A 22,106-nucleotide genomic window follows, 5' to 3' on the forward strand; every position below is an offset into this window, starting at 1 on the left:
CCATCGGACCGCCCCCCGGGCAACACCCGAGCCAGCCACCCCGACCGCCCCGCAGCCAACGGCCCAAGAACAGCCAGCAACAACACATACCCCGCGATGAACGGCGACAGCCGATCATCGAGCCCCGCCACCGCGGCCATCGTCGCAAGGATGAGCGCGAACTCCCCCCGAGCAAGAAGAGTCGTGGAGATATTTGCGGCGGGCCCGGCCCCGAACCCGTACACCCGAGCCGCCCCAAGCCCCGCAAGCACGTTCATGACGAGCGTCAGCGCCACCGCGGCCAGCACGGGCCAGAGCACGGTCGGCAGATCACCGGGATCGATGGACAGCCCGAACGCGAAGAAGAACATCGCACCGAAGGCGTCCCGCAACGGATGCACCAGCTTCCGTATCCGCTCCCCGGAGGACGTGCTGCCGAGCATCAGCCCGACCATGAACGCCCCGATCGCGTCGGCCACCCCGAACCACTCCGAGACCCCTGCCATGAACACGGCCGCGCCGAGGAAGGAGATGACCAGCAGCTCGTCGTCCTTGGTGTCGAAGAGCCGCCCCACCACGCGCGTACCGAACCGCGCCGCGAGGGCGAGCAGCAGCAGGAAGGCGAAGGCCTTGCCGCCGTCGAGGACGGCTGCGCCGAGGGAGTTCGCGCCGGACAGGATCGGCTGGAGCGCCGCGAGGTAGAGGGCGAGGAAGACGTCCTCGACGACGATGATGCCGAGAATCGGCTTGGTCTCGGGGTTTCCGAGCCGCCCCGTGTCCACGAGCACCTTCGTCACGATCGCGGACGACGAGATGCCCAGCACCCCGGCGAGGACCAGCGCTTCGGAGGTGCCCCAGCCGAGGGCGAATCCGAAGCCCAGGCCCGCGCCGACGTTCAGCGCGAGGTAGGTCCCTCCGGCGAGGGCCATCCGGCGCCCGCCCGCCTTGAGGTCGTCCATGTGGAACTCGAGGCCGAGGTAGAAGAGCAGCAGGACCAGGCCGAGCGCGGAGAGCATCTCCATGTCGTGCGGGTCCGAGACGAGCACGATGCCGGGGGTGTGAGGGCCGAGCAGTATTCCGGCCAGGATGAAGAGGGGAATCGTGGGGAGCCCGATACGGGCACCCGCGCGGGCAAGAACGGCGGCGGCCAGAAAGGCACCGCCCATGGCGATCAGAAGCTCTGCGTGTCCGATGGGCCCGTTCCTCCTTGGTCAAGAGAGTGTCAAGAAATCGTCAGTAATTAGTTTACCAAATGACCTGGAGTGCCGGCCGGGCCGTACCGAGTGGTGGGGTTTACCCCAGTCGGACTCGGCGGTCGTCCTCATGGTCCCGAGTGGCCCCGAATCCGTAGTTTCGAGACATCGGCAGCGAGCGCGCTGCGACGAGCGGGGCGACGAGTGAGGGAAGGCGGACCCGGCCATGGGGCTGCGCAGGAAGCGGTACGAGGACGGGGACGGGGACGGGGACGGGGACGCCGTACAGGTACAGGGCACGACCGGGCCGACGGGGGACTGGGCCGTCGAACTGCGGGGCGTGCGGCGGCAGTACGGGCGCGGAGCCTCCGCTGTGCACGCCCTGCGCGGTATCGACCTCGCGCTCCCACGCGGCAGCTTCACCGCCGTGATGGGACCGTCCGGCTCGGGCAAGTCCACGTTCCTGCAGTGTGCGGCCGGCCTCGACCGGCCGAGCGGCGGCACGGTCAGGCTCGGCGGCACGGACATCACGGGCATGAGCGAGAACAAGCTGACCGCGCTGCGGCGTTCGCGCCTCGGGTTCGTCTTCCAGGCGTTCAACCTGCTGCCGTCCCTGACCGTCGAACAGAACGTGGTGCTGCCGATGCGCCTGGCGGGTCACCGGCCCGACCGGCGCCGGGCGGCCGAGGTCCTCGGCCAGGTGGGCCTCGACGGCCTGGGGCGCCGACGCCCCGGCCAGCTCTCCGGCGGGCAGCAACAGCGCGTCGCCATCGCCCGTGCCCTCGTCACGCGGCCCGACGTCGTCTTCGCGGACGAGCCGACCGGCGCGCTCGACACGACCACCGCCGCCGAGGTTCTCGGCCTGCTGAGGCAGGCCGTTGACGGGCTCGGCGCCACGGTCGTCATGGTCACCCACGATCCGGCGGCCGCCGCCTGGTCCGACCGCGTCCTGTTCCTCGCCGACGGCTCGATCGTCGACCACCTGGAGCGTGCCCCGGCCGACCGGATCGCCGCCCGCATGGCCTCGCTGGCCGCGCCCTCCTTCTCGGGAGCGGCAGCCTGATGTTCGTGCCCAACGGCCTTGCCCGTGCCGCCGTCCGCTTCAAGCCCGCCGCCTTCGTGGGCACGTTCGTCGCGCTCGCCATGGCCGCGTTCATCGTCTCGGCCTGCGGGATCCTCCTGGAGACCGGCCTGCGGGCCTCGGTTCCGCCCGTCCGCTACGCCGACGCCCCGGTGGTCGCCGCCGCCGACCAGCGGGCCCACCTCGTCACCGGCCACGGCGACGACCGCGAGGACGACGCCGTGCCGGTCCCGGACAGGGCCTGGCTGGACAACTCCCTGGTGGCGAAGGCAGGTTCGGTGCCCGGGGCGCGGACGGCGGTGCCGGACGTGACGTTCCCCGTCCAGACGCGTGCGGGTGAACAGGTCACCGCCCACGGCTGGGGCTCCACCGCCTTCACCGGCGAACGACTGGCGTCCGGGCAGGCTCCCGGGGCAGGCGAAGTCGCCCTGACGAAGGGCGTCCTCGCGAACGGCGGGGTGGGTGACCGCGTCACCCTCACCACGGCCGACGGCCCCCGCACCTTCCGCGTATCCGGGCTCATGAAGGCCGGGGCGCCCACGGTCTGGTTCACCGACACCGAAGCCGTACGCGTCTCCGGGCACCCAGGCCGCGTCGACGCCATCGCCGTCCTCCCGAAGCAGGGCGTGTCGGCCGGGACCCTCAAGTCCCAGGTGGAGCATGCTCTAGGCAACCGCGCCGAGGTGTACGCGGGGGGTGACCGCGGGACCGTCGAGGACTCCTCCCTCGCCGAGGCCAAGGAGTTGCTCATCGCGCTAGGCGGGTCCTTCGGCGGTATCGCCGCGACGGTCGCCGTCTTCACGGCGATGGGCACCGTGGCGCTGTCCGTCGCCCAACGCGCCCGCGAGTTCGCCCTGTTGAGGGCCATCGGTACGACCCCGCGTCAGATCCGCCGCTCCATCGCCACCGAGAACCTGCTCGTCGCGCCCCTCGCCGGCCTGGCCGGCCTTCTGCCCGGGATCGCGCTGGCCGGCTGGTGGTTCGGGCAGCTCAAGGACAAGGGCGCGATCCCGGAGGCCGTCGACCTGTCCGTCTCGTACATCCCGCTCCTCTCGGCCGTCGGCGCGGTCCTCGTGGCCGCCCTGCTCGCCGGGTACGCGGCCGCCCGCCGCCCGGCGCGGATCAAGCCGGGCCAGGCCCTCACCGAGGCGTCTGTGGAGCGGCTGCGCCCGGGCTGGATCCGTACGCCGCTCGGGATCGCGGCGGCTGCCGGAGGCTGTGTCTGCGCGGGGCTCGCCGCGTCGCTGACCGGCGAGGACGCGGCCAACGCGGCGCTGGGCATCGTCATGCTGTTCATGCTGGCCGTGGCGCTGCTCGGACCACTGGTCGCACGCGCCTGCGCCGCCCTGTTCGGGCTCCCGCTGCGCGGCGCCGGTGCGTCCGCCTCACTTGCCGCCGCCAACTCCCGTACGAACGCCCGTCGGCTGGCTTCCGCGATCACCCCGATCGTCCTCGCGATGGCCTTCTCGTCCGTCCTCGTCTTCATGCACACCAGCGAGGAGCGGGTCACCCAGGAGCAGCAGCGGGACGGCATCGCGGCCGACCACATCGTGACGTCGGACGCGGGCCTGGCCCCGGACGCCGTACGCGCGGCCACCCGCACACCCGAAGTCACCGCCGCCGTAGGCCTGTTGAAGACCGAGGTGCTCGTACGGGCGAACGGGTACCTGGACTCGGCCTCCACCCAGGGCATCACGGGCTCGGCACGCGACCTGGCCCGGGTGCAGGACCTGAAGGTCGACAAGGGCGCCCTGTCCCTGAAGCGGGGCGAGATCGCGGTCGACGCCTCACTGGCCGAGAACGCCGGCGTCGGCGTGGGCGACCGGATGGAACTGCGCCTGCCCGACGGCACGAAGACGTCCCCGCGCATCGTGGCGACGTACGAGCGGGGCATGGGCCTGTCCCAGGTCACCATGGGCCAGGCGGACTTGGCGGGCCACGTCGGCTCCGCCTTCCTCACGGAGGTCTGGACGAAGGGCGGGAGTGCCGGTGATCTGGTGAAGGTGGGCACTGTCCTGGACCGCGCGGACTACACGACCGCCCAGTCCCTCGACCGCGAGCTGAACGCTTGGGCGAACACCGTCATGGCGGCCGTCCTCGGCGGATTCGCGGCCGTCGCCGCCGCCAACACCCTGGTGATGACGGTCCTCGACCGCCGCCGCGAGCTGGGCACGCTGCGGCTCATCGGTTCCACCCGCCGCCAGGTGATGCGCATGATCCGCTGGGAGGCCCTGCTCGTCGCACTCGCCGGCATCGCCCTCGGCACGGCCATCGCGCTCGCCACGCTCGTCCCGATGATGAAGGGCCTGACGGGCCAGGCACCGTACATACCCCCGCTGGTGTACGGCTCGTTCGCGGCGTCCATTGTGATCCTCGGCCTGACGGCGGCGACCGTACCGGCGCGGGCCGCGATCCGGGGCACACTCGACCCATGAACGAGAACGAGCGCCGAGCGACCGAGAGACCCCTGCTGACCCTCACCGAGGTCGAGGCCGTGGCCCGGAACGCGCACGCGGCCCAGACGGACAAGGCGGGCCGCCCGTACACCGAGCATCTGCGGGCCGTGGCCGACGGGGTGCGGGCCCGAGGCGGCGACGAGGAGCAGATCGCCGCCGCCTGGCTGCACGACTCCGTCGAGGACGAAGCGCTCTCCGAGGACTGGCTCCGCGAGGCCGCTCTGTCCCGGCGCACGAAGGACATCGTGCTGGCCCTCACCAAGCGGCAGGGCGAGCCCCCGGAGGCCTACGCCGACCGCATCCTGGCCACCCCGGGAGCCCTCCTGGTGAAGGAGTCGGACCTGGCCCACAACGCGAACCCGACCCGCCTGGCGGCCCTGGACGAGTTCACCCGGGCCCGCCTGACCCAGAAGTACACAAAGATGCGCAAACTTCTGGGCCTGCCTCGCCCCTGACCGCGCCCCCGAAGGGGCGCGGGGAACCAAGTGGGGCGCGCCCTACGACTTCTTGGCCCGCTCCCGGGCCAACTCCGTGGCGTCCCTCTTGAACGCCCACTCCATCTTCGGCTCCATCGCGAAGCGGAACGCCCGCTGCACAGGCGGAGTGCACAGCACGGTGATGACCGCCGCCGCGGCGACCGTGAGGAAGATCTCGCCGAGCGGCTGGTTCAGCCACGCGTAGTCGTCGTACCAGCCCCAGAAGCGGGAGCCCTTGGCGAGGAAGCCGTGCAGCAGGTAGCCGTACAGCGTGCCCGCGCCGAGCACGGTGAACCACATCTTGCGGCGCGGCACCCAGGCGAAGAAGCACGAGGTGAGCACCAGCGAGCAGCCGAACATGGCGAGCGTCATCACGACACCGGCCCACCAGGGGGCACCCAACTCCTGGGCGCTGTCGCGGTGGTAGAACCAGGCCGAGTTCATGCGCGGCCCCGCCCAGTAGGCGAAGGCGAGCGCGCCCAGGAGGACCGGAACCGACAGGATCCGTACCTCGCGGCGCCGCATGAGCTGGAAGTGCTCGGGCTTCATGAAGAGGCCCACGACGAAGAACGGCAGGAACTGCAGGACCCGCTGGAGGTCCAGGTCGTCGCCGATGTCGGGTGAGACGGAGGCGAGGATCGCGATGGCGAGCGAGAGCGGTACGGGCCAGCGCACGACCTTCCACAGCGGGACCGTCATCCGCCACACGAACAGCGCGACCAGGAACCACGTGAGGTACCAGGGGTCGAGCAGGCTGATCGGATGGCTCGGGTCGTCGTCCGCCCACTTCTTGAAGAGGGAGTACGCGACCTCGAAGAGGATGTACGGCACGGCGATGCCCGTGACCAGCCGCTGGAGCCGGTCGGTGCGCATGTCGAAACTGCGGGAGAAGTAGCCGGAGATGAGGATGAAGGCCGGCATGTGGAAGGTGTAGACGACCATGTAGAGCGCCTCGGCGGCGCGGCTGTGGTCGGTCAGCGGTTCCCAGGCGTGACCCATCGCGACGAACACGATCGCCAGGTACTTGGCGTTGTCGAAGAACGCGTCGCGCTGCTTGGCGGGCTTGGTGCCCGGCCCGGTGGTGGCGGTACCCGGTTGCGGGGATCCCGGGTTCCGTGGTGGTCGCGGGCTCGGTACACCCGGCGCCGGCGTCTGGGCCGACGGGAGCGGAGCCCTCTGATGGCCGTACGGACGGAGCGAGTTCGTCACAGACCCTCCCACCAGGAGCTGGGGGAGACGATCCTGGACCTCGCTGCGCGTGCGGGGGACGTGGCAGCGTAGAACATCTGAGGCACCCTAGCGTTGTCTGTGTGATTTCGTAAAACCTCTGAGGCGAATCCTGCTATCGCCGTACGGGTACCCGGTATTTGGCGAAGTCCTCATGCGGATGCCTGTGTCGATCGTCATACCGCAAGCGGGTGTTACGTCCTGCTTCGTCACGACTAAATGGTGCATAACGCCCGCGGGTGACTCTGGTGAAATGTCCGGTTGAGTCGTCTTTAGTGACCCGTCTTCAGTCTCGTCGCTGTGCCTGTGGCAACAATTCGAATTGGCTGCGAACAGGTTGTGTGGACGAGTGTGTGGACATGGAAACGATCTTCCTGAATTCCTCGTGAGAGGGATGCCTCGAATTGCCGTGCGACGCCCGGCTGTTCGCGTCTGTGACCGAAGGATGACTCTCCCGCCGCATACGCCGGGCTCGTTGGTGGCACGATGGTTCTGGCGGGGGTGCGCGGGGTTGCACCTCCGGGCCGGGAGAGCGGACCGACCGTAGGGTGTGATCAGTTGTGGCCATTTCGCTGTCAGTGGTGCTTCTGTTGGGGATCGTCCTGGTGGTGTTGATACGAGGAGGATCGATCAAGGGCGGGCCGGCGGTGGTCGCCGTGCTCTTCGGTTTCTTCCTCGCCTCCACAGGCATGGCGGACGACATCCAACGGTTCCTCAACTCGGTAGCGGAGACCATCAACTCGATCCAGTTCTGACCGACTTGGATGCGCCCGGCGGACAGGGGCACCGGGGGAGCGGACGGGGGCGCGGGCTCTGGGCCGGCGACGCCCCGTAAATGCCGTACGGAACCACGCGGTCCACGCGGTGGACGCCCGAGCCCTCTGACCGACGTACGACTTCTCATCCGTGCATCCGTGCATCCGCGCATCCGTCTTCTTCTGAGCCGTTCTCCCGACCGAAGGAGTCCGAGGAAGTGAGCCCCGAGAGCGCCTGGCAGCTGCGGGAGAGCTGGGAGAGTCCGATCGGAACCCTCCGGTGGGACCGCCTGGGGCCGGAGGGCGGTCCGCCCGTGGTGTTGCTGCACGGCACCCCGTTCTCGTCGTACGTGTGGCACGAGATCGCCCCGGCGCTCGCGGCCGACGGCCACCGGGTCCATGTCTGGGACATGCCGGGCTACGGCAGTTCGCAGAAGAGTGACGGTCAGGACGTGTCCCTCAAGGCGCAGGGCGAGGTGTTCGCCGAGCTCCTGGGGGTCTGGGGGCTGTCCAACCCGTCGGTGATCGCGCACGACTTCGGCGGCTGCGTCGCGCTGCGCGCGCACCTGCTGCACAAGGCCGAGTACCGGCGCCTCGCCCTGGTCGACCCCGTCGCGCTCGCCCCCTGGGGCTCACCCTTCTTCCGCCTGGTCGCCGAGCACGCGGCGGTCTTCGGGCGGCTGCCCGCACCGCTGCACGAGGCCCTCGTCCGCGAGTACGTAAGCTCTGCGAGCCATCGGGGGCTGCTGCCCGAGGTCCTGGACGCACTAGTCGGCCCCTGGACGGACAGTGCGGGACAGGCGGCGTTCTACCGCCAGATCGCCCAGGCCGACCAGCGCTACACGGACGAGATCCAACCCCTCTATCCCACGCTGAACCTGCCGGTCACCGTCTGCTGGGCCACCGAGGACACCTGGATCCCGCCCGCCAAGGGCGAGGAACTCGCCTCCCTCATCCCGGGCGCCCGCCTCCGCCCGATCCCGGACGCCGGCCACCTGGTTCCCCTGGACGCCCCGGCCCGCCTCCTGGGCGAGCTGATCGCCTTCCTCCGGAGCTGAAGCCGTAAAAGAAGCCGGAACCGAACCCGCCCGGAAACGAACCCGACCCGGAAACGCGTCAGGGCCAGCTCGGAGACTGGATCTCCGACCTGGCCCTGAGCCGTACAGAGCGGGCGACGGGAATCGAACCCGCGTAGCTAGTTTGGAAGACTAGGGCTCTACCATTGAGCTACGCCCGCACAGGATGCGCCGCAGGTCAGTGACGCGCGGCACGGAAGCATCGTAGCGGGTCGCACCCCCTCGTCGCACACCCCGTTCCGGAGGCCCCGAGTGCCCCGTGAAATGCGGGAGCCGCGCCGCCTGCGGGCATGTACCCTACGTCTCGCACCAGACGGGGTGTGGCGCAGCTTGGTAGCGCGTCCGCTTTGGGAGCGGAAGGCCGTGGGTTCAAATCCCGCCACCCCGACCACCGTGCCGGACCACTGTGCCGGACATCGGCAAGATCACCTTTTGGGGCGTGTCCCGCCTGCGGCTAGTATGCAAACTGCGCGCCCGTGTGTCTGCATTGTTACGTCCCTCAAGGGCCGCCAATCCGCTGAGGCTCCGCCGTATCCGGCGGGGAACGTCAGCAGAACCCAAAGAAGTCAGCCCCCAAGGAGACCGAACCGTGAAGAGCGCCGTGGAGACCCTGAACCCGACCCGGGTTCGGCTCAGCATCGAGGTGCCCTTCGAGGAGCTCAAGGACAGCCTCGACGCGGCGTACAAGAAGATCAACCAGCAGGTCACGGTGAAGGGGTTCCGGAAGGGCAAGATTCCGGCGCGCGTCATCGACCAGCGGTTCGGCCGCGGTGCGGTGCTTGAGGAAGCGGTCAACGACGCGCTTCCGAAGTTCTACACCGACGCGGTCAACGAGGCCGAGCTGAACGTCCTCGGCCAGCCCGAGGTCGACATCACGGAGCTGAAGGACGGCGAGACGCTGAACTTCACCGCCGAGGTCGACGTCCGCCCGGCCATCGAGATCCCGGACTACTCCGGCATCGAGGTCGAGGTCGACGCCGTCGAGGTCAGCGAAGAGGACGTCGACAAGGCCGTCGAGGAGCTGCGTGAGCGCTTCGCGTCGACCGCCCCGGTCGAGCGTGCCGCCGAGGACGGCGACGTCGTCACCCTCGACCTGGAGGCCAAGGTCGACGGCGAGGTCCTGGAGGACGGCGTCGCGAGCGGCGTCTCCTACACCATCGGTTCCGGTGAGCTGCTGGATGGCATCGACGACGCCGTGAAGGGTGTGGAGGCCGGTGGCGAGGCCACCTTCGCCTCCGAGCTCAAGGGCGGCTCGGCAGCCGGCAAGGAGGCCGAGGTCACCGTCAAGGTCACCCAGGTCGCCAAGCGCGAACTGCCCGAGCTGGACGACGACTTCGCGCAGCTCGCGTCCGAGTTCGACACCCTTGAGGAGATGCGCGGCGACAGCCGCAAGCGCCTCGAGAACATGAAGCAGTACGACCAGGCCACGCAGGCCCAGGAGCGTGTCCTGGAGAAGCTGCTGGAGCTCGTCGAGGTGCCCGTCCCCGAGAAGCTGCTCGAGGACGAGATCAACACCCGCAAGCACAACCTGGAGCACCACCAGCTCGGCCAGATGGGCCTCGACCTCGAGAAGTACCTCGAGATCCAGGGCAAGACGGCCGAGGAGTTCGACGCCGAGACCAAGGAAGCCGCGGTCAAGGGCATCAAGACGCAGTTCGTCCTGGACGAGCTCGTCAACAAGGAGAAGCTGAACGTCAACCAGGAGGAGCTCACCGAGCACCTCATGCGGCGTGCGGCCTCCTCCGGCATGTCTCCCGACCAGTTCGCCCAGCAGGTCGTCGAGGGTGGCCAGGTCCCGATGCTGGTCGGCGAGGTCGCCCGCGGCAAGGCTCTGGCCGTCGTGGTCGAGGCCGCCACGGTGAAGGACACGAACGGCGAGCTCGTCGACCTGGACGACGAGGACGAGGACGAGGTCTCTGCCGAGGGCTCGACGGAGGAAGCAGCCGAGGAGGCCACCGAGGCCCCCAAGGCCGACGCCGCCGAGGCCTCCGAGGAGAAGACCGAGGCCTGATCGCCTCACCAGTACGTACTACGGGCCCCCGGGACATGTTCCGGGGGCCCGTAGGGCCTTTCAGGGGCGCGGGGCTGTGTCGATGTGCGGCCTCCGCCGCGCGAGGTGCGGCTCCGCCGTGTGGGCGCGAGCAGCCGGCACCGAGCCGCACCCGCCGTCGAACGGCCCGCGGCAGACTCGACCGCGCCCCCGCGAGGGCGGAGCGCGCCGTTTCCCGCGCCCCTGAAGACCGGGGCGAGCCCCGCCGTACCCCCTGCTCACCCGGCGGAGCGCATGCGCTCACAGCGAACAGTCACCTCTGCGGGATTCCCCGGAGGGACCCGCGCGTTAGGGTCCATGAGTACGAGGGCAGGGGAGTCCCCGGAGCCGTCCGACACGGCGCGCACACGGGGTCCCACGCCCCCAGCAGAAGACGTGAGACGGCCCGGCGCCGTCGTAAGACGAGCAGGTGGATACGTGACGAATCTGATGCCCACAGCCGCCGGCGACCCCATCGGTGGTGGCCTCGGCGACCAGGTCTACAACCGGCTGCTCGGCGAGCGGATCATCTTCCTCGGCCAGGCGGTCGACGACGACATCGCCAACAAGATCACGGCGCAGCTGCTGCTCCTTGCCTCCGACCCGGAGAAGGACATCTACCTCTACATCAACAGCCCCGGCGGCTCGATCACCGCCGGCATGGCGATCTACGACACCATGCAGTACATCAAGAACGACGTGGTGACGATCGCGATGGGCATGGCGGCCTCCATGGGCCAGTTCCTGCTGAGCGCGGGTACTCCGGGCAAGCGCTTCGCGCTGCCGAACGCGGAGATCCTGATCCACCAGCCCTCGGCCGGCCTCGCCGGTTCCGCGTCGGACATCAAGATCCACGCCGAGCGGCTGCTGCACACCAAGAAGCGGATGGCGGAGCTGACCTCCTTCCACACCGGCCAGACCGTGGAGCAGATCACCCGCGACTCGGACCGGGACCGCTGGTTCGACCCGGTCGAGGCCAAGGCGTACGGCCTCATCGACGACATCATGCCCACCGCTGCCGGAATGCCTGGCGGCGGCGGCACCGGGGCGGCATAGGTCGGCACACCGCCGACCCGGGTGCCGGCGTAGACCGGCACCAGCCCCTCCGAGCCCCCAGCCGACCGCCTCAGCCCTTATCAGGCTTTCCAGGAGACACAGTGAACGACTTCCCCGGCAGCGGCCTCTACGCCCGCACAGAGGCCGAGTACACCGGCCCTCGCGCGGAGTCCCGCTACGTCATCCCGCGCTTCGTCGAGCGCACCTCGCAGGGCGTCCGTGAGTACGACCCGTACGCGAAGCTCTTCGAGGAGCGCGTGATCTTCCTCGGCGTGCAGATCGACGACGCCTCCGCCAACGACGTCATGGCGCAGCTGCTGTGCCTGGAGTCGATGGACCCCGACCGGGACATCTCGGTCTACATCAACAGCCCCGGCGGCTCCTTCACGGCACTCACTGCGATTTACGACACGATGCAGTTCGTGAAGCCGGACGTTCAGACGGTCTGCATGGGCCAGGCAGCCTCGGCCGCCGCGATCCTGCTGGCCGCCGGTACGCCGGGCAAGCGCATGGCACTTCCCAACGCCCGCGTGCTGATCCACCAGCCGTACAGCGAGACCGGCCGAGGCCAGGTCTCGGACCTCGAAATCGCGGCGAACGAGATCCTCCGCATGCGCGCCCAGCTGGAAGACATGCTGGCCAAGCACTCGACGACGCCGATCGAGAAGATCCGCGAGGACATCGAGCGCGACAAGATCCTCACGGCCGAGGACGCCCTCGCGTACGGCCTGATCGACCAGATCATCTCGACCCGGAAGATGAACAACGCCGCGGTCGCGTGACGCGTAGCTGTATCGTCTGCCGCTCCTTGACGCGGTTCACGACAAAGTGAACCGCGCCAAGGGGGGCCCGAACGAGGGGCTCGGCAAGGTACCGTCGGACATAAGGCAGCACCAGGAGCCGCTGGACCTAGGCGTCTCCCAGGCGAAGGGGAAGCACACCGTGGCACGCATCGGTGACGGCGGCGATCTGCTCAAGTGCTCGTTCTGTGGCAAGAGCCAGAAGCAGGTCAAGAAGCTCATCGCAGGCCCTGGTGTGTATATCTGCGACGAGTGCATCGACCTCTGCAACGAGATCATCGAGGAGGAACTCGCCGAAACGAGCGAGGTCCGCTGGGAGGAACTCCCCAAACCTCGCGAGATCTACGAGTTCCTCGAGGGGTACGTCGTAGGCCAGGAGTCAGCCAAGAAGGCCCTCTCTGTCGCGGTCTACAACCACTACAAGCGGGTCCAGGCCGGTGAGAACAGCACGGGTCAGAACCGCGAGGACGCCATCGAGTTGGCGAAGTCCAACATCCTGCTCCTCGGCCCTACGGGCTCGGGCAAGACGCTCCTCGCCCAGACCCTGGCCCGCATGCTGAACGTCCCGTTCGCCATCGCCGACGCGACGGCGCTGACGGAGGCCGGCTATGTCGGCGAGGACGTCGAGAACATCCTGCTGAAGCTCATCCAGGCCGCCGACTACGACGTCAAGAAGGCCGAGACGGGCATCATCTACATCGACGAGATCGACAAGGTGGCCCGTAAGAGCGAAAACCCGTCGATCACGCGGGATGTGAGCGGCGAGGGCGTGCAGCAGGCCCTGTTGAAGATCCTCGAAGGCACGACGGCCTCGGTCCCGCCGCAGGGCGGACGCAAGCACCCGCACCAGGAGTTCATCCAGATCGACACGACGAACGTCCTGTTCATCGTGGGCGGCGCCTTCGCGGGCCTGGAGAAGCTGATCGAGTCCCGGGCCGGCGCGAAGGGCATCGGCTTCGGCGCGACGATCCGCTCCAAGCGCGAGATGGAGTCCAAGGACCAGTTCGAGGCCGTCATGCCCGAGGACCTCGTCAAGTTCGGCATGATCCCGGAGTTCATCGGCCGTCTGCCCGTGATCACTTCGGTGCACAACCTCGACCGCGAGGCCCTCCTCCAGATCCTCGTCGAGCCCCGCAACGCACTGGTGAAGCAGTACCAGCGCCTCTTCGAACTCGACGGCGTGGAGCTGGACTTCGAGCGCGAGGCCATGGAGGCCATCGCCGACCAGGCCATCCTCCGCCAGACCGGCGCCCGAGGCCTGCGCGCCATCATGGAGGAAGTCCTCCAGTCCGTGATGTACGAGGTCCCGTCCCGCAAGGACGTGGCCCGCGTGGTCATCACAGCGGAAGCGGTCCGCTCGAACGTCAACCCGACCCTGATCCCGCGGGACGCGCGGGGGCGGGGGCCGGGCGAGCAGAAGACGGCGTAGACGGTACGCGTACACACAAAGGGGCGCCCGACGACCTTCGTTGGGCGCCCCTTTGCGTACGCGTCCACGCGATCTTCGCGCGGATCAAGCCAGATTCACGATCTTCACTTATGTCATGTGTCCTTCACCTGGTCTCATTCTCACCGGCAGGGGTGACCACCCTGTGGTGCAAGACAAACGGAGGGTTGAGACGTGAAGATGAAGCGGGCCTTGGCAGCGGCCGGATTGACTGTTGCAGCGACAGTGGTGCCACTGGTGACGGCTGCACCGGCGGAGGCAAGTGCTGCAACCTGCCGCAGTTACTTGAGCCAGTGGTACACGGTGGGGCCCAAGGTGACGGCCGCGTGCAACCTTGACGGACCGGCCACCACAGCCCACCCGGCCTGTATCGTCAACCTCGTAGCCATAAGCGTGACGCAGTCGCGTGCGGGCACAGCCTGTTTGAAGGCATCGGTTGGCAACTGAGGCTGTCCCCGCTACTACGAAGGGGTCCAGTCACTTGACTGGACCCCTTCGTAGTGAGGGAGTTGCCGTGCGGGCGTCAGATCTTGACGCGGACTTCCTTGCGGAGCTTGGCGGCGGTCTCGGCCGATTCGTTGGGGTCGGCACTCTTGCCCGCCGCGACGTCCGAGAGCTCCATCGGCATTACGAAGCCGAGCGTGCTGTGGTCGCCCCAGACGCAGTACGTCATAGTCACCGACTTTGGCTCGCTGGCCTCGCCGTCGGTGTTGTCCACCTTGGCGTTCTGGCACTTCATGACGGCGCCGTCCAACGAGTCGGGCTTGTACTCCTTCGGGCTGCCGACGACGGTGACGCCCTCCTCGCCCTGGGAGTCCTTCTTCATGAAGGCGAGGAATCCGTCGACCGCCTTCTCCGGGTCCTCGATGTCGCCGTAGACGCCGCCGAAGGTGATCATCTTCCCGGCCAGCGGGTTGGACTCGTCGCCCGATTGGTAGTTGGCGCTGACGTCCTTGGGGTTCTTCACACCCCACGACTCGGCGTCCTTCAGGTCCGACTTGGTCATGCCGTCCTCGGAGCCGTTGCCCTTCTTGTACTCCGTCAGCACAGTCGCCGGAGTAGTCAGCTTGTGGGGGCCGTCGTCCGCCACGTCCGAGGAGCCGCTGCTGCCGCTTCCGACGACGAAGTACGCGCCGACCGCGATCGCCGCCACGACCGCGACCGCGCCGATGATGAGGCCCGTCTTCTTCTTGCCGCCGCCGGGAGCGGGCGGCACCGGCGCGCCGTAGGGGGCGCCGGGAGGCTGCTGCTGCGGGTAGCCGTAACCGGGCTGCTGGGGCGGAACCCCGGGAGGGGCCTGCTGGGGGTACCCGTAGCCGGGCTGCTGCTGAGGCGCCTGCTGCGGGTAGCCGTAGCCGGGCTGGGGGGCCTGCGGCTGCTGGCCGTAAGGACCCGGCTGACCGTACGGTCCGGGCTGCTGAGGCTGCCCGCCGTACGGGCCCGGCTGGTTGTAGCTCATTTCTGGGTTCCCCTCCAGATGCTTATGTGTTCCGAACATCTTGACGGAAGGTACGAGGGCGCGGGACCGGCGGGGTGGATTGATGCCTAGTTGTTGATGGTCTGTTCCAGACACTCGACGTATCGACTGAGACTGGCGGTCGAGTGCGCGGACGCCGACGCCGCGTAGTACGGCTTCGACCATAGATGTCCGTCAACGGAGTGCGATTGCCGGAGAGCTCTGGTTGAAGCTCCTCGCAGACGCTGGGCAAGGTTCGCGACGGACGTGTCGACCGGGTAGCGCACGACGAAGTGAACGTAGTTGGCCTTGCAGCGGAAGTCCTCCACCTCCGACTTCAGGGCCCGCGCAGCGTCGCGCATCGTGCGCTCGATGAGTGACCGCAAGTCATCTGTGAGGGTCGGGCTGTCTCGCGCCGTCATGAACGCAAGATGCGCTCGAAGGTCATGAAAGTCGGCGTTGCCGCGATCTCGATCCGTTCCTTCTGCTGCCTGGCGCTGTCGAGCGGATCGTTTGGGAGGGTGTGCGGCTCGCCAGACATCGAGTTCGGGTTGCGACCAGGTCGGGGTGCGACCTGTGTAGGAGGGGCGCGGGAAGTCGTTCTCCTTCCGGGAGTTGAGGACGTAGATCGCCTGGATGGTGACGCCGAGATACTCGGCTGCCTGTGCCGGTGTGAGTCGAGAGTCCGCCATATGTTTCACGGTATGACAGACAAGTTGAACTTGTCTGTCATACCGTGAGTGTGCTGGTCGTCTTGCAGATGAGGTCAGTTGAGCCGCGCTCAGGGAGGGGGACGGAGATGGCAGTCGGGAACGGCAGACGGACGAGGAAGCCGAACAAAGAACCTGCCGATACCGGGCGCGTCTACCGGCTCTGTCCCACATCTCGGCAGGCCGAGCGGCTTCTGGAGTGGGGCCATACCTGTCGCGCCGTCTGGAACGTAGCTCTGGAGCAGCGGCTCTACGTGCATCGGCAGAGGCGCGTGTACCTCCGGGCTGATGAGCAGTGCCGTTACCTGACCGAGGCTCGACACGATCTCGAGTGGATCGCGGATCTGCCCTCTCAAGCTCCGCAGCAAGTCCTCAGGCACCTGGATCGGGCCTACGACAACTTCTGGAATGAGGAGCATCCCGCAGGCTTCCCGCGGTTCAAGAAGCGCGGTGCGCGGATGGCGATTCCCCTCCCGGGGCAGGCCGTGCGTGTGACCCGACTCAACCGTAGGTGGGCCTTCGTTCGTATCCCCAAGCTGGGCGAGGTGAAGTTCAGGCTGACGCGTCCCCTCGGAGGGCGGATCAAGAGCGCGACGATCCGCACGGACGGCTCGGGGCATTGGTACGTCAGCTTCGGCGTCCACATCGGGAGGGCAGTCGCCCCGCCGAACGAGCAACCTCCTGTGGGTATGGACTTCGGCGTCAAGCAGTCGGCGTACCTGTCGGACGAGGCTGCCCCGCGCCTCATGCCGCAGACCTTGACGGAAGGCGAGAAGCATAGGCTCGCCGGATTGGAGCGCCGCAAGGAGCGGCAGCTCGCGCATGCCAAGAAACACCGAGGCGGAAAGTACAGCAACCGCCTGCGCCAGACTCTACGAGCCATCGCGGAACTGAGGGCGCGCCAAGCTCGTCGGCGTCTGGACTTCACACACAAGCTCACCACCGAACTGGCCAAGAACCACGGCCTGGTCGCTGTCGAGGATCTTCGCGTGAAGCAGATGACGAAGAACGCCAGGGGCAGCCGTGTCGAACCTGGCGTGCGCGTCGCTCAGAAGGCGGCTCTGAACCGGAGTGTGCTCGACAACCTGCCGGGTGAGAGACGCCGACAGCTCGTCTACAAGTGTCCCGTGTTCGGATCCGCTCTCGTTGCGGTGACTCCTGTGGGTACCTCGCAGACCTGCGGTGTCTGCCTGCAGCGGGATCCGGCATCGCGCATCAGCCGGGACGTATTCGTCTGCACGAAGTGCGGACACACTGACGACGCCGATCACAACGCGTCGGTCGTCATCCTTGTCCGCGGCCTTCGGACCGCAGCCGGCGAGGCTTCTACCGCAGGGCATTGCGGTGAACAGCATGCAGGGGCGGGCCATGCACGGCCCGCCATGTCCCGAGCTCGTCCGGGACGCACGCGTGAACCCCTGAACCCCTCATCCGCCGCGGCCCGGGCCATTGCGGATACCGAGGGCTACAAGGAATCCCTGCGGTGCACCCCAGGGAGGATGCCAACAAGTAATCGAGTTTCGGGACGCCCCCGTGACACCCCTAAACTGACCCTGTGACCGAGAACGCTCAGCAGCAGACGCCAGCCAACGCCCCCGAACTGCCGACCCAGTACGCGCCGGCCGAGGTAGAGGGGAAGCTGTACGAGCGCTGGGTGGAACGGGGTTACTTCGCCGCCGACGCGAAGAGCGAGAAGCCGCCGTACACCATCGTCATTCCGCCGCCGAACGTCACCGGGTCGCTGCACCTGGGGCACGCCTTCCAGCACACGCTCATGGACGCGCTGACCAGGCGCAAGCGCATGCAGGGGTACGAGTCGCTGTGGCTGCCCGGCATGGACCACGCCGGTATCGCCACGCAGAACAAGGTCGAGCAGCAGCTTGCCGAGGAGGGCAAGTCGCGGCAGGACCTCGGGCGCAAGGAGTTCGTCGAGCGCGTCTGGCAGTGGAAGGAGGAGTACGGCGGCAAGATCCTCGGGCAGATGCGCCGGCTCGGGGACGGCGTGGACTGGGACCGCGAGCGGTTCACCATGGACGAGGGCCTGTCCAAGGCCGTCCAGACCATCTTCAAGAAGCTGTACGACGACGAACTGATCTACCGCGCCGAGCGCATCATCAACTGGTGTCCCCGCTGTCTGACGGCCATTTCGGACATCGAGGTCGAGTACCAGGAGGACGACGGCGAGCTCGTCTCCATCAAGTACGGCGAGGGTGACGAGACGCTCGTCGTCGCCACCACCCGCGCCGAGACGATGCTCGGTGACACCGCCGTCGCCGTTCACCCCGACGACGAGCGCTACCGCCACCTCATCGGCAAGCGCATCAAGCTGCCGCTGACCGACCGCACCATCCCTGTCGTCGCGGACACGCACGTCGACCCCGAGTTCGGCACCGGTGCCGTCAAGGTCACCCCCGCCCACGACCCGAACGACTTCGCGATCGGCCAGCGCCACGGCCTGGAGTTGATCACGGTCATGGACGAGCGGGCGGTCATCACGGTCCACGGCCCCTTCCAGGGCCTCGACCGCTACGAGGCACGTTCCGCCATCGTCGGCGCACTGCGCTCGCAGGGCCGGATCGTCGCCGAGAAGCGTCCGTACGTCCACAGCGTCGGGCACTGCTCGCGCTGCCGGACCACCATCGAGCCGCGGCAGTCCCTGCAGTGGTGGGTCAAGGTCGGCCCGCTCGCGCAGGCCGCCGGTGACGCGGTCCGCGACGGCCGGGTGAAGATCCACCCCGAGGACATGTCGAAGCGGTACTTCGACTGGGTCGACAACCTCAACGACTGGAACATCTCGCGTCAGCTGTGGTGGGGCCACCGCATCCCGATCTGGTACGGCCCCGACGGCGAGATCGTCTGCGTCGGCCCCGACGAGGAGCCGCCGGGCACGGAGGCCGAGGGCTGGAAGCAGGACACCGACGTCCTCGACACCTGGTTCTCGTCCGGCCTGTGGCCGTTCTCCACGCTCGGCTGGCCCGAACAGACCCCGGAACTCAAGAAGTTCTATCCGACCGACGTCCTGCTCACCGGCCACGACATCATCTTCTTCTGGGTCGCCCGGATGATGATGTTCGGTCTGTACGCGATGGACGGCGAGGTCCCCTTCAAGACCATCGCCCTGACCGGTCTGGTCCGTGACGAGCGCGGCAAGAAGATGTCGAAGTCGTTCGGCAACGTCGTCGACCCGCTCGACTGGATGGACGCGTACGGCTCCGACGCCGTCCGCTTCACCCTGGCCCGCGGTGCCAACCCCGGTACGGACGTGCCGATCGGCGAGGACTGGGTCCAGGCGTCCCGGAACTTCGCCAACAAGATCTGGAACGCCACGCGGTTCGCGCTGATGAACGGCGCGACGGTCGAGGGGCCACTGCCGGACGCCTCCGAGATGTCGGCGACCGACCGGTGGATCCTGTCCCGGCTGAACAAGACCGTCTCCGAAGTCGACGCGTTCTACGAGGACTTCCAGTTCGCGAAGCTCTCCGACGCGCTGTACCACTTCGCCTGGGACGAGGTCTTCGACTGGTACGTCGAGCTGTCGAAGACGACGTTCATGGCGGGCGGTGCCGCCGCCGACGTCAGCAAGCGGGTCCTCGGCGAGGTCCTGGACGTCACGCTGCGGCTGCTGCACCCGGTCGTCCCGTTCGTCACGGAGACGCTCTGGACCACCCTCACCGGTGGCGAGTCCGTCGTGATCGCGGACTGGCCCAAGGACAGTGGCTTCCGTGACGCCGGTGCCGAGCGGGAGATCGAGTCGCTTCAGCAGGTCATCACCGAGGTCCGCCGCTTCCGTGCCGACCAGGGCCTGCAGCCCGGCCAGCGGGTCCCGGCCCGGCTGACCCTCGACGGCACCGCCTTCGCCCCGCACGAGGCGGCCATCCGCCAGCTGCTGCGCCTCCAGCCGGAGGGCGACGCCTTCGCGGCCACGGCGACCCTGCCGGTCGCGGGCGCTCAGGTCGCGCTCGACCTCTCCGGCACGATCGACGTGGCGGCCGAGCGCAAGCGGCTTGCCAAGGACTTGGCCGCCGCCGAGAAGGAGAAGGCCCAGGCGAACGCCAAGCTCGGCAACGAGGCGTTCCTCGCCAAGGCGCCGGATCATGTCGTGGACAAGATCCGGGGGCGGCTCGCCAAGGCCGACGAGGACATCGCTCGTATCCAGGCTCAGCTGGAGGGGCTGCCGCAGGCGTAACCGCCTCCGGCGAGGGTGAGTGTGTACGTGGCGGAGGGCCCCGGGACCTGGTGGTTCCGGGGCCCTCGGCGCACTCGTGCCCGGTTGCCGAGCGCTTCCGCCGGTTCGTTTTCGGCTGTGGGTCGGTCGTGGCTCCGTGCGCAGTTCCCCGCGCCCCTGAAAGACTGCGCAGTTCCCCGCGTCCCCAGGAGGGCCGCGCCCTCCCCTCAAGACGGGGCCGCCCTCTCACGGCGGCAGCTGTGCGGCTCCGTAGACTGGGGGTGTGAGTGAGCTCCCGCACGACAGCAGTGAGTCAGACCCGGCCGACCCGTTCGACGAGATCGTCGAGGCGGAGACCGGGCGTGATCCCGATCTCGCCGTGATCGAGGCCGGCAGCCGTACCCTGCGCACGCAGGGCGGGCCGCCGGAGTCCGACATTCCCACGCGCCCGTCCGACCAGGAGACCGACAAGGCGCTCCGTGAGGTCGAGGCCGAGCTCGCCACGCGCTGGGGCGAGACCAAGCTGGAACCGTCCGTGAGCCGGATCGCCGCGCTCATGGACGTGCTGGGGGAGCCGCAGCGCGCGTACCCCTCCATCCACATCACTGGGACGAACGGCAAGACGTCGACCGCCCGCATGGTCGAGGCCCTCCTCGGCGCCTTCGACCTGCGCACCGGGCGGTACACCTCGCCGCACGTCCAGTCGATCACCGAGCGCATCAGCCTGGACGGCGCCGCGATCCCCGCCGAGCGGTTCGTGGAGACGTACCGGGACATCCAGCCGTACGTCGAGATGGTCGACTCCCAGCAGGAGTACCGCCTCTCCTTCTTCGAGGTCCTCACGGGCATGGCGTACGCGGCCTTCGCGGACGCGCCCGTCGACGTGGCCGTCGTGGAGGTGGGGATGGGAGGCAGCTGGGACGCGACGAACGTGATCGACGGGGATGTCGCCGTCGTGACCCCGATCGATCTGGACCACACCGACCGTCTCGGTACCACCCCCGGGGAGATCGCCAAGGAGAAGGCCGGGATCGTCAAGCAGGACTCGACGGTGATCCTGGCCCAGCAGCCCGTCGACGCCGCCCAGGTGATGCTCAAGAAGGCCGTCGAGGTCGATGCCACAGTCGCCCGCGAGGGGCTCGAGTTCGGCGTCGTGAGCCGCCAGGTCGCCGTCGGCGGGCAACTGCTGACTCTCCGGGGGCTGGGCGGGGAGTACGACGAGGTGTACATCCCGCTGCACGGGGCGTATCAGGCGCACAACGCGGCGGTGGCGCTCGCCGCGGTGGAGGCGTTCTTCGGGGTCGGGTCCCAGCGGCCCGAGCCGCTCGACATCGACACGGTCCGCAAGGCCTTCGCGGCGGTCTCCTCGCCGGGGCGGCTGGAGATCGTGCGGCGGTCGCCGACGGTCGTGCTGGACGCGGCGCACAATCCGGCGGGGGCCCGGGCGACCGCCGAGGGGGTCCGTGAGGTCTTCGACTTCAGCCGGCTGATCGGTGTCGTGGGGTCGAGCGGCGACAAGAACGTACGGGGGCTGCTGGAGGCCTTCGAGCCGATCTTCACGGAGGTCGTCGTCACGCAGAACTCCAGCCAGCGGGCCATGGACGTGGACTCGCTCGCCGCGATCGCCGTCGAGGTGTTCGGGGACGACCGGGTGCAGGTCGAGGCCCGGCTGGACGACGCCCTGGAGGCCGCGATCACGCTGGCCGAGGAGGAGGCGGAGTACGCGGGGGCCGGTGTGCTGGTGACCGGTTCCGTGATCACGGTGGGCGAGGCCCGGTTGCTGCTGGGGAGGGGCTGATCCGTGCGTACGCTCTGTGCTTCGACGCTGATCGGTGAGTTCTTCGTCATCGGTTTCGCGGGGCTTGTCGCGATGAAGGATCCCGATCTGTCCATGGCCACGGTCTGGACGGTGAGTGGGGTCGCGATGGTGTTCTGCCTGCTGCTCTGCGGGATGATCACGCGGCCTGGGGGTGTTCAGCTGGGCTGGGCGCTGCAGGTCGCGCTCATCGCGAGCGGGTTCGTCGTGCCGACCATGTTCTTCCTCGGCGCCGTTTTCGCCGCCCTGTGGTGGGCGTCGGTCCATTTCGGCCGGAAGGTGGAGGAGGCGAAGGCGCGGTTCGCTGCGCAGGCGGAGGCTGGGGGTAACACGGCGTAGGCGCCCCTGGGGGCTCCGCTGAAATCCAGCCCCTCCGGCGTTTGA

The 22,106-nt window shown here is 68.3% G+C and carries 17 protein-coding genes and 2 tRNA genes; 14 read left to right on the top strand and 5 right to left on the bottom strand.

From position 1 onward, the window contains the following. On the bottom strand, positions 1–1,145 hold a 1,145-nt coding region (locus tag AOK17_RS09310), incomplete at its 3' end, for a cation:proton antiporter (RefSeq protein ID WP_055611879.1). A gap of 253 nt (positions 1,146–1,398) precedes the next feature. Here AOK17_RS09310 and AOK17_RS09315 point away from each other — a divergent pair. The 3 genes from AOK17_RS09315 to AOK17_RS09325 are packed head-to-tail and all read left to right on the top strand — an operon-like array spanning position 1,399 to position 5,164. Beyond that, positions 1,399–2,235, top strand: coding sequence for an ABC transporter ATP-binding protein (locus AOK17_RS09315; protein WP_055611880.1), 837 nt, complete (start codon positions 1,399–1,401; stop codon positions 2,233–2,235). Then, complete coding sequence (locus AOK17_RS09320; protein ID WP_055611881.1) at positions 2,235–4,688, top strand: FtsX-like permease family protein; 2,454 nt, start codon at positions 2,235–2,237, stop codon at positions 4,686–4,688. Before AOK17_RS09315 ends, AOK17_RS09320 begins: the two co-directional genes overlap by 1 nt. After that, positions 4,685–5,164, top strand: coding sequence for an HD domain-containing protein (locus AOK17_RS09325; protein WP_055611882.1), 480 nt, complete (start codon positions 4,685–4,687; stop codon positions 5,162–5,164). Before AOK17_RS09320 ends, AOK17_RS09325 begins: the two co-directional genes overlap by 4 nt. Before the next feature lie 42 nt (positions 5,165–5,206). Here the strand turns inward: AOK17_RS09325 and AOK17_RS09330 are convergent, their stop codons facing one another. After that, positions 5,207–6,394, bottom strand: a complete 1,188-nt coding sequence (locus AOK17_RS09330; protein ID WP_055611883.1) for an acyltransferase family protein — start codon at positions 6,392–6,394, stop codon at positions 5,207–5,209. A gap of 578 nt (positions 6,395–6,972) precedes the next feature. Here AOK17_RS09330 and AOK17_RS09335 point away from each other — a divergent pair. Both AOK17_RS09335 and AOK17_RS09340 read left to right on the top strand, forming a co-directional pair. Then, positions 6,973–7,167: a hypothetical protein gene (locus tag AOK17_RS09335; RefSeq protein ID WP_055611884.1), complete on the top strand. Its 195-nt coding sequence runs from the start codon at positions 6,973–6,975 to the stop codon at positions 7,165–7,167. 218 nt (positions 7,168–7,385) lie between these two features. Further along, positions 7,386–8,225, top strand: a complete 840-nt coding sequence (locus AOK17_RS09340; RefSeq protein ID WP_055611885.1) for an alpha/beta fold hydrolase — start codon at positions 7,386–7,388, stop codon at positions 8,223–8,225. 108 nt (positions 8,226–8,333) lie between these two features. Here AOK17_RS09340 and AOK17_RS09345 read toward each other — a convergent pair. Beyond that, positions 8,334–8,404 (bottom strand) — tRNA-Gly (locus AOK17_RS09345). A gap of 153 nt (positions 8,405–8,557) precedes the next feature. Here AOK17_RS09345 and AOK17_RS09350 point away from each other — a divergent pair. The 5 genes from AOK17_RS09350 to clpX all read left to right on the top strand — a co-directional run bounded on the left by AOK17_RS09350 (position 8,558) and on the right by clpX (position 13,557). Continuing rightward, positions 8,558–8,634 (top strand) — tRNA-Pro (locus AOK17_RS09350). Between the two features lie 198 nt (positions 8,635–8,832). After that, the gene (tig, locus tag AOK17_RS09355) at positions 8,833–10,254 is read left to right on the top strand and encodes a trigger factor (RefSeq protein WP_055611886.1); all 1,422 of its coding nucleotides are present in this window, start codon (positions 8,833–8,835) and stop codon (positions 10,252–10,254) included. A gap of 468 nt (positions 10,255–10,722) precedes the next feature. Beyond that, positions 10,723–11,328, top strand: a complete 606-nt coding sequence (locus tag AOK17_RS09360) for an ATP-dependent Clp protease proteolytic subunit (protein ID WP_055611887.1) — start codon at positions 10,723–10,725, stop codon at positions 11,326–11,328. Positions 11,329–11,429: 101 nt separating this feature from the next. After that, positions 11,430–12,110, top strand: coding sequence for an ATP-dependent Clp protease proteolytic subunit (locus AOK17_RS09365; protein WP_055611888.1), 681 nt, complete (start codon positions 11,430–11,432; stop codon positions 12,108–12,110). A gap of 160 nt (positions 12,111–12,270) precedes the next feature. Then, complete coding sequence (gene clpX, locus AOK17_RS09370; RefSeq protein ID WP_055611895.1) at positions 12,271–13,557, top strand: ATP-dependent Clp protease ATP-binding subunit ClpX; 1,287 nt, start codon at positions 12,271–12,273, stop codon at positions 13,555–13,557. 541 nt (positions 13,558–14,098) lie between these two features. Here clpX and AOK17_RS09375 read toward each other — a convergent pair. Together AOK17_RS09375 and tnpA are read right to left on the bottom strand one after the other, a co-directional pair. Next, the gene (locus AOK17_RS09375) at positions 14,099–15,034 is read right to left on the bottom strand and encodes a DUF2076 domain-containing protein (protein WP_055611889.1); all 936 of its coding nucleotides are present in this window, start codon (positions 15,032–15,034) and stop codon (positions 14,099–14,101) included. 86 nt (positions 15,035–15,120) lie between these two features. Continuing rightward, entirely contained in the window at positions 15,121–15,723 is a 603-nt protein-coding gene (gene tnpA, locus AOK17_RS48195) for an IS200/IS605 family transposase (protein ID WP_157881291.1), read from the bottom strand. A gap of 107 nt (positions 15,724–15,830) precedes the next feature. On the opposite strand from tnpA, the gene AOK17_RS48200 reads away from it, so the two are divergent. From AOK17_RS48200 to AOK17_RS09400, 4 genes are all read left to right on the top strand, one after another. Continuing rightward, positions 15,831–17,300 (top strand): RNA-guided endonuclease InsQ/TnpB family protein, encoded by a 1,470-nt coding sequence (locus tag AOK17_RS48200; protein ID WP_157881292.1) that lies wholly within the window; start codon positions 15,831–15,833, stop codon positions 17,298–17,300. Next, positions 17,297–19,927: a valine--tRNA ligase gene (locus AOK17_RS09390; RefSeq protein WP_055611892.1), complete on the top strand. Its 2,631-nt coding sequence runs from the start codon at positions 17,297–17,299 to the stop codon at positions 19,925–19,927. Before AOK17_RS48200 ends, AOK17_RS09390 begins: the two co-directional genes overlap by 4 nt. Positions 19,928–20,189: 262 nt before the next feature. Next, positions 20,190–21,704, top strand: a complete 1,515-nt coding sequence (gene folC, locus AOK17_RS09395; protein ID WP_055611893.1) for a bifunctional tetrahydrofolate synthase/dihydrofolate synthase — start codon at positions 20,190–20,192, stop codon at positions 21,702–21,704. Positions 21,705–21,707: 3 nt separating this feature from the next. Further along, complete coding sequence (locus AOK17_RS09400) at positions 21,708–22,061, top strand: DUF4233 domain-containing protein (RefSeq protein ID WP_055611894.1); 354 nt, start codon at positions 21,708–21,710, stop codon at positions 22,059–22,061. The last annotated feature ends 45 nt before the right edge of the window (positions 22,062–22,106 follow it).

The organism is Streptomyces phaeochromogenes (genome assembly GCF_001418655.1).
Classification (GTDB): Bacteria; Actinomycetota; Actinomycetes; order Streptomycetales; family Streptomycetaceae; genus Streptomyces; species Streptomyces phaeochromogenes.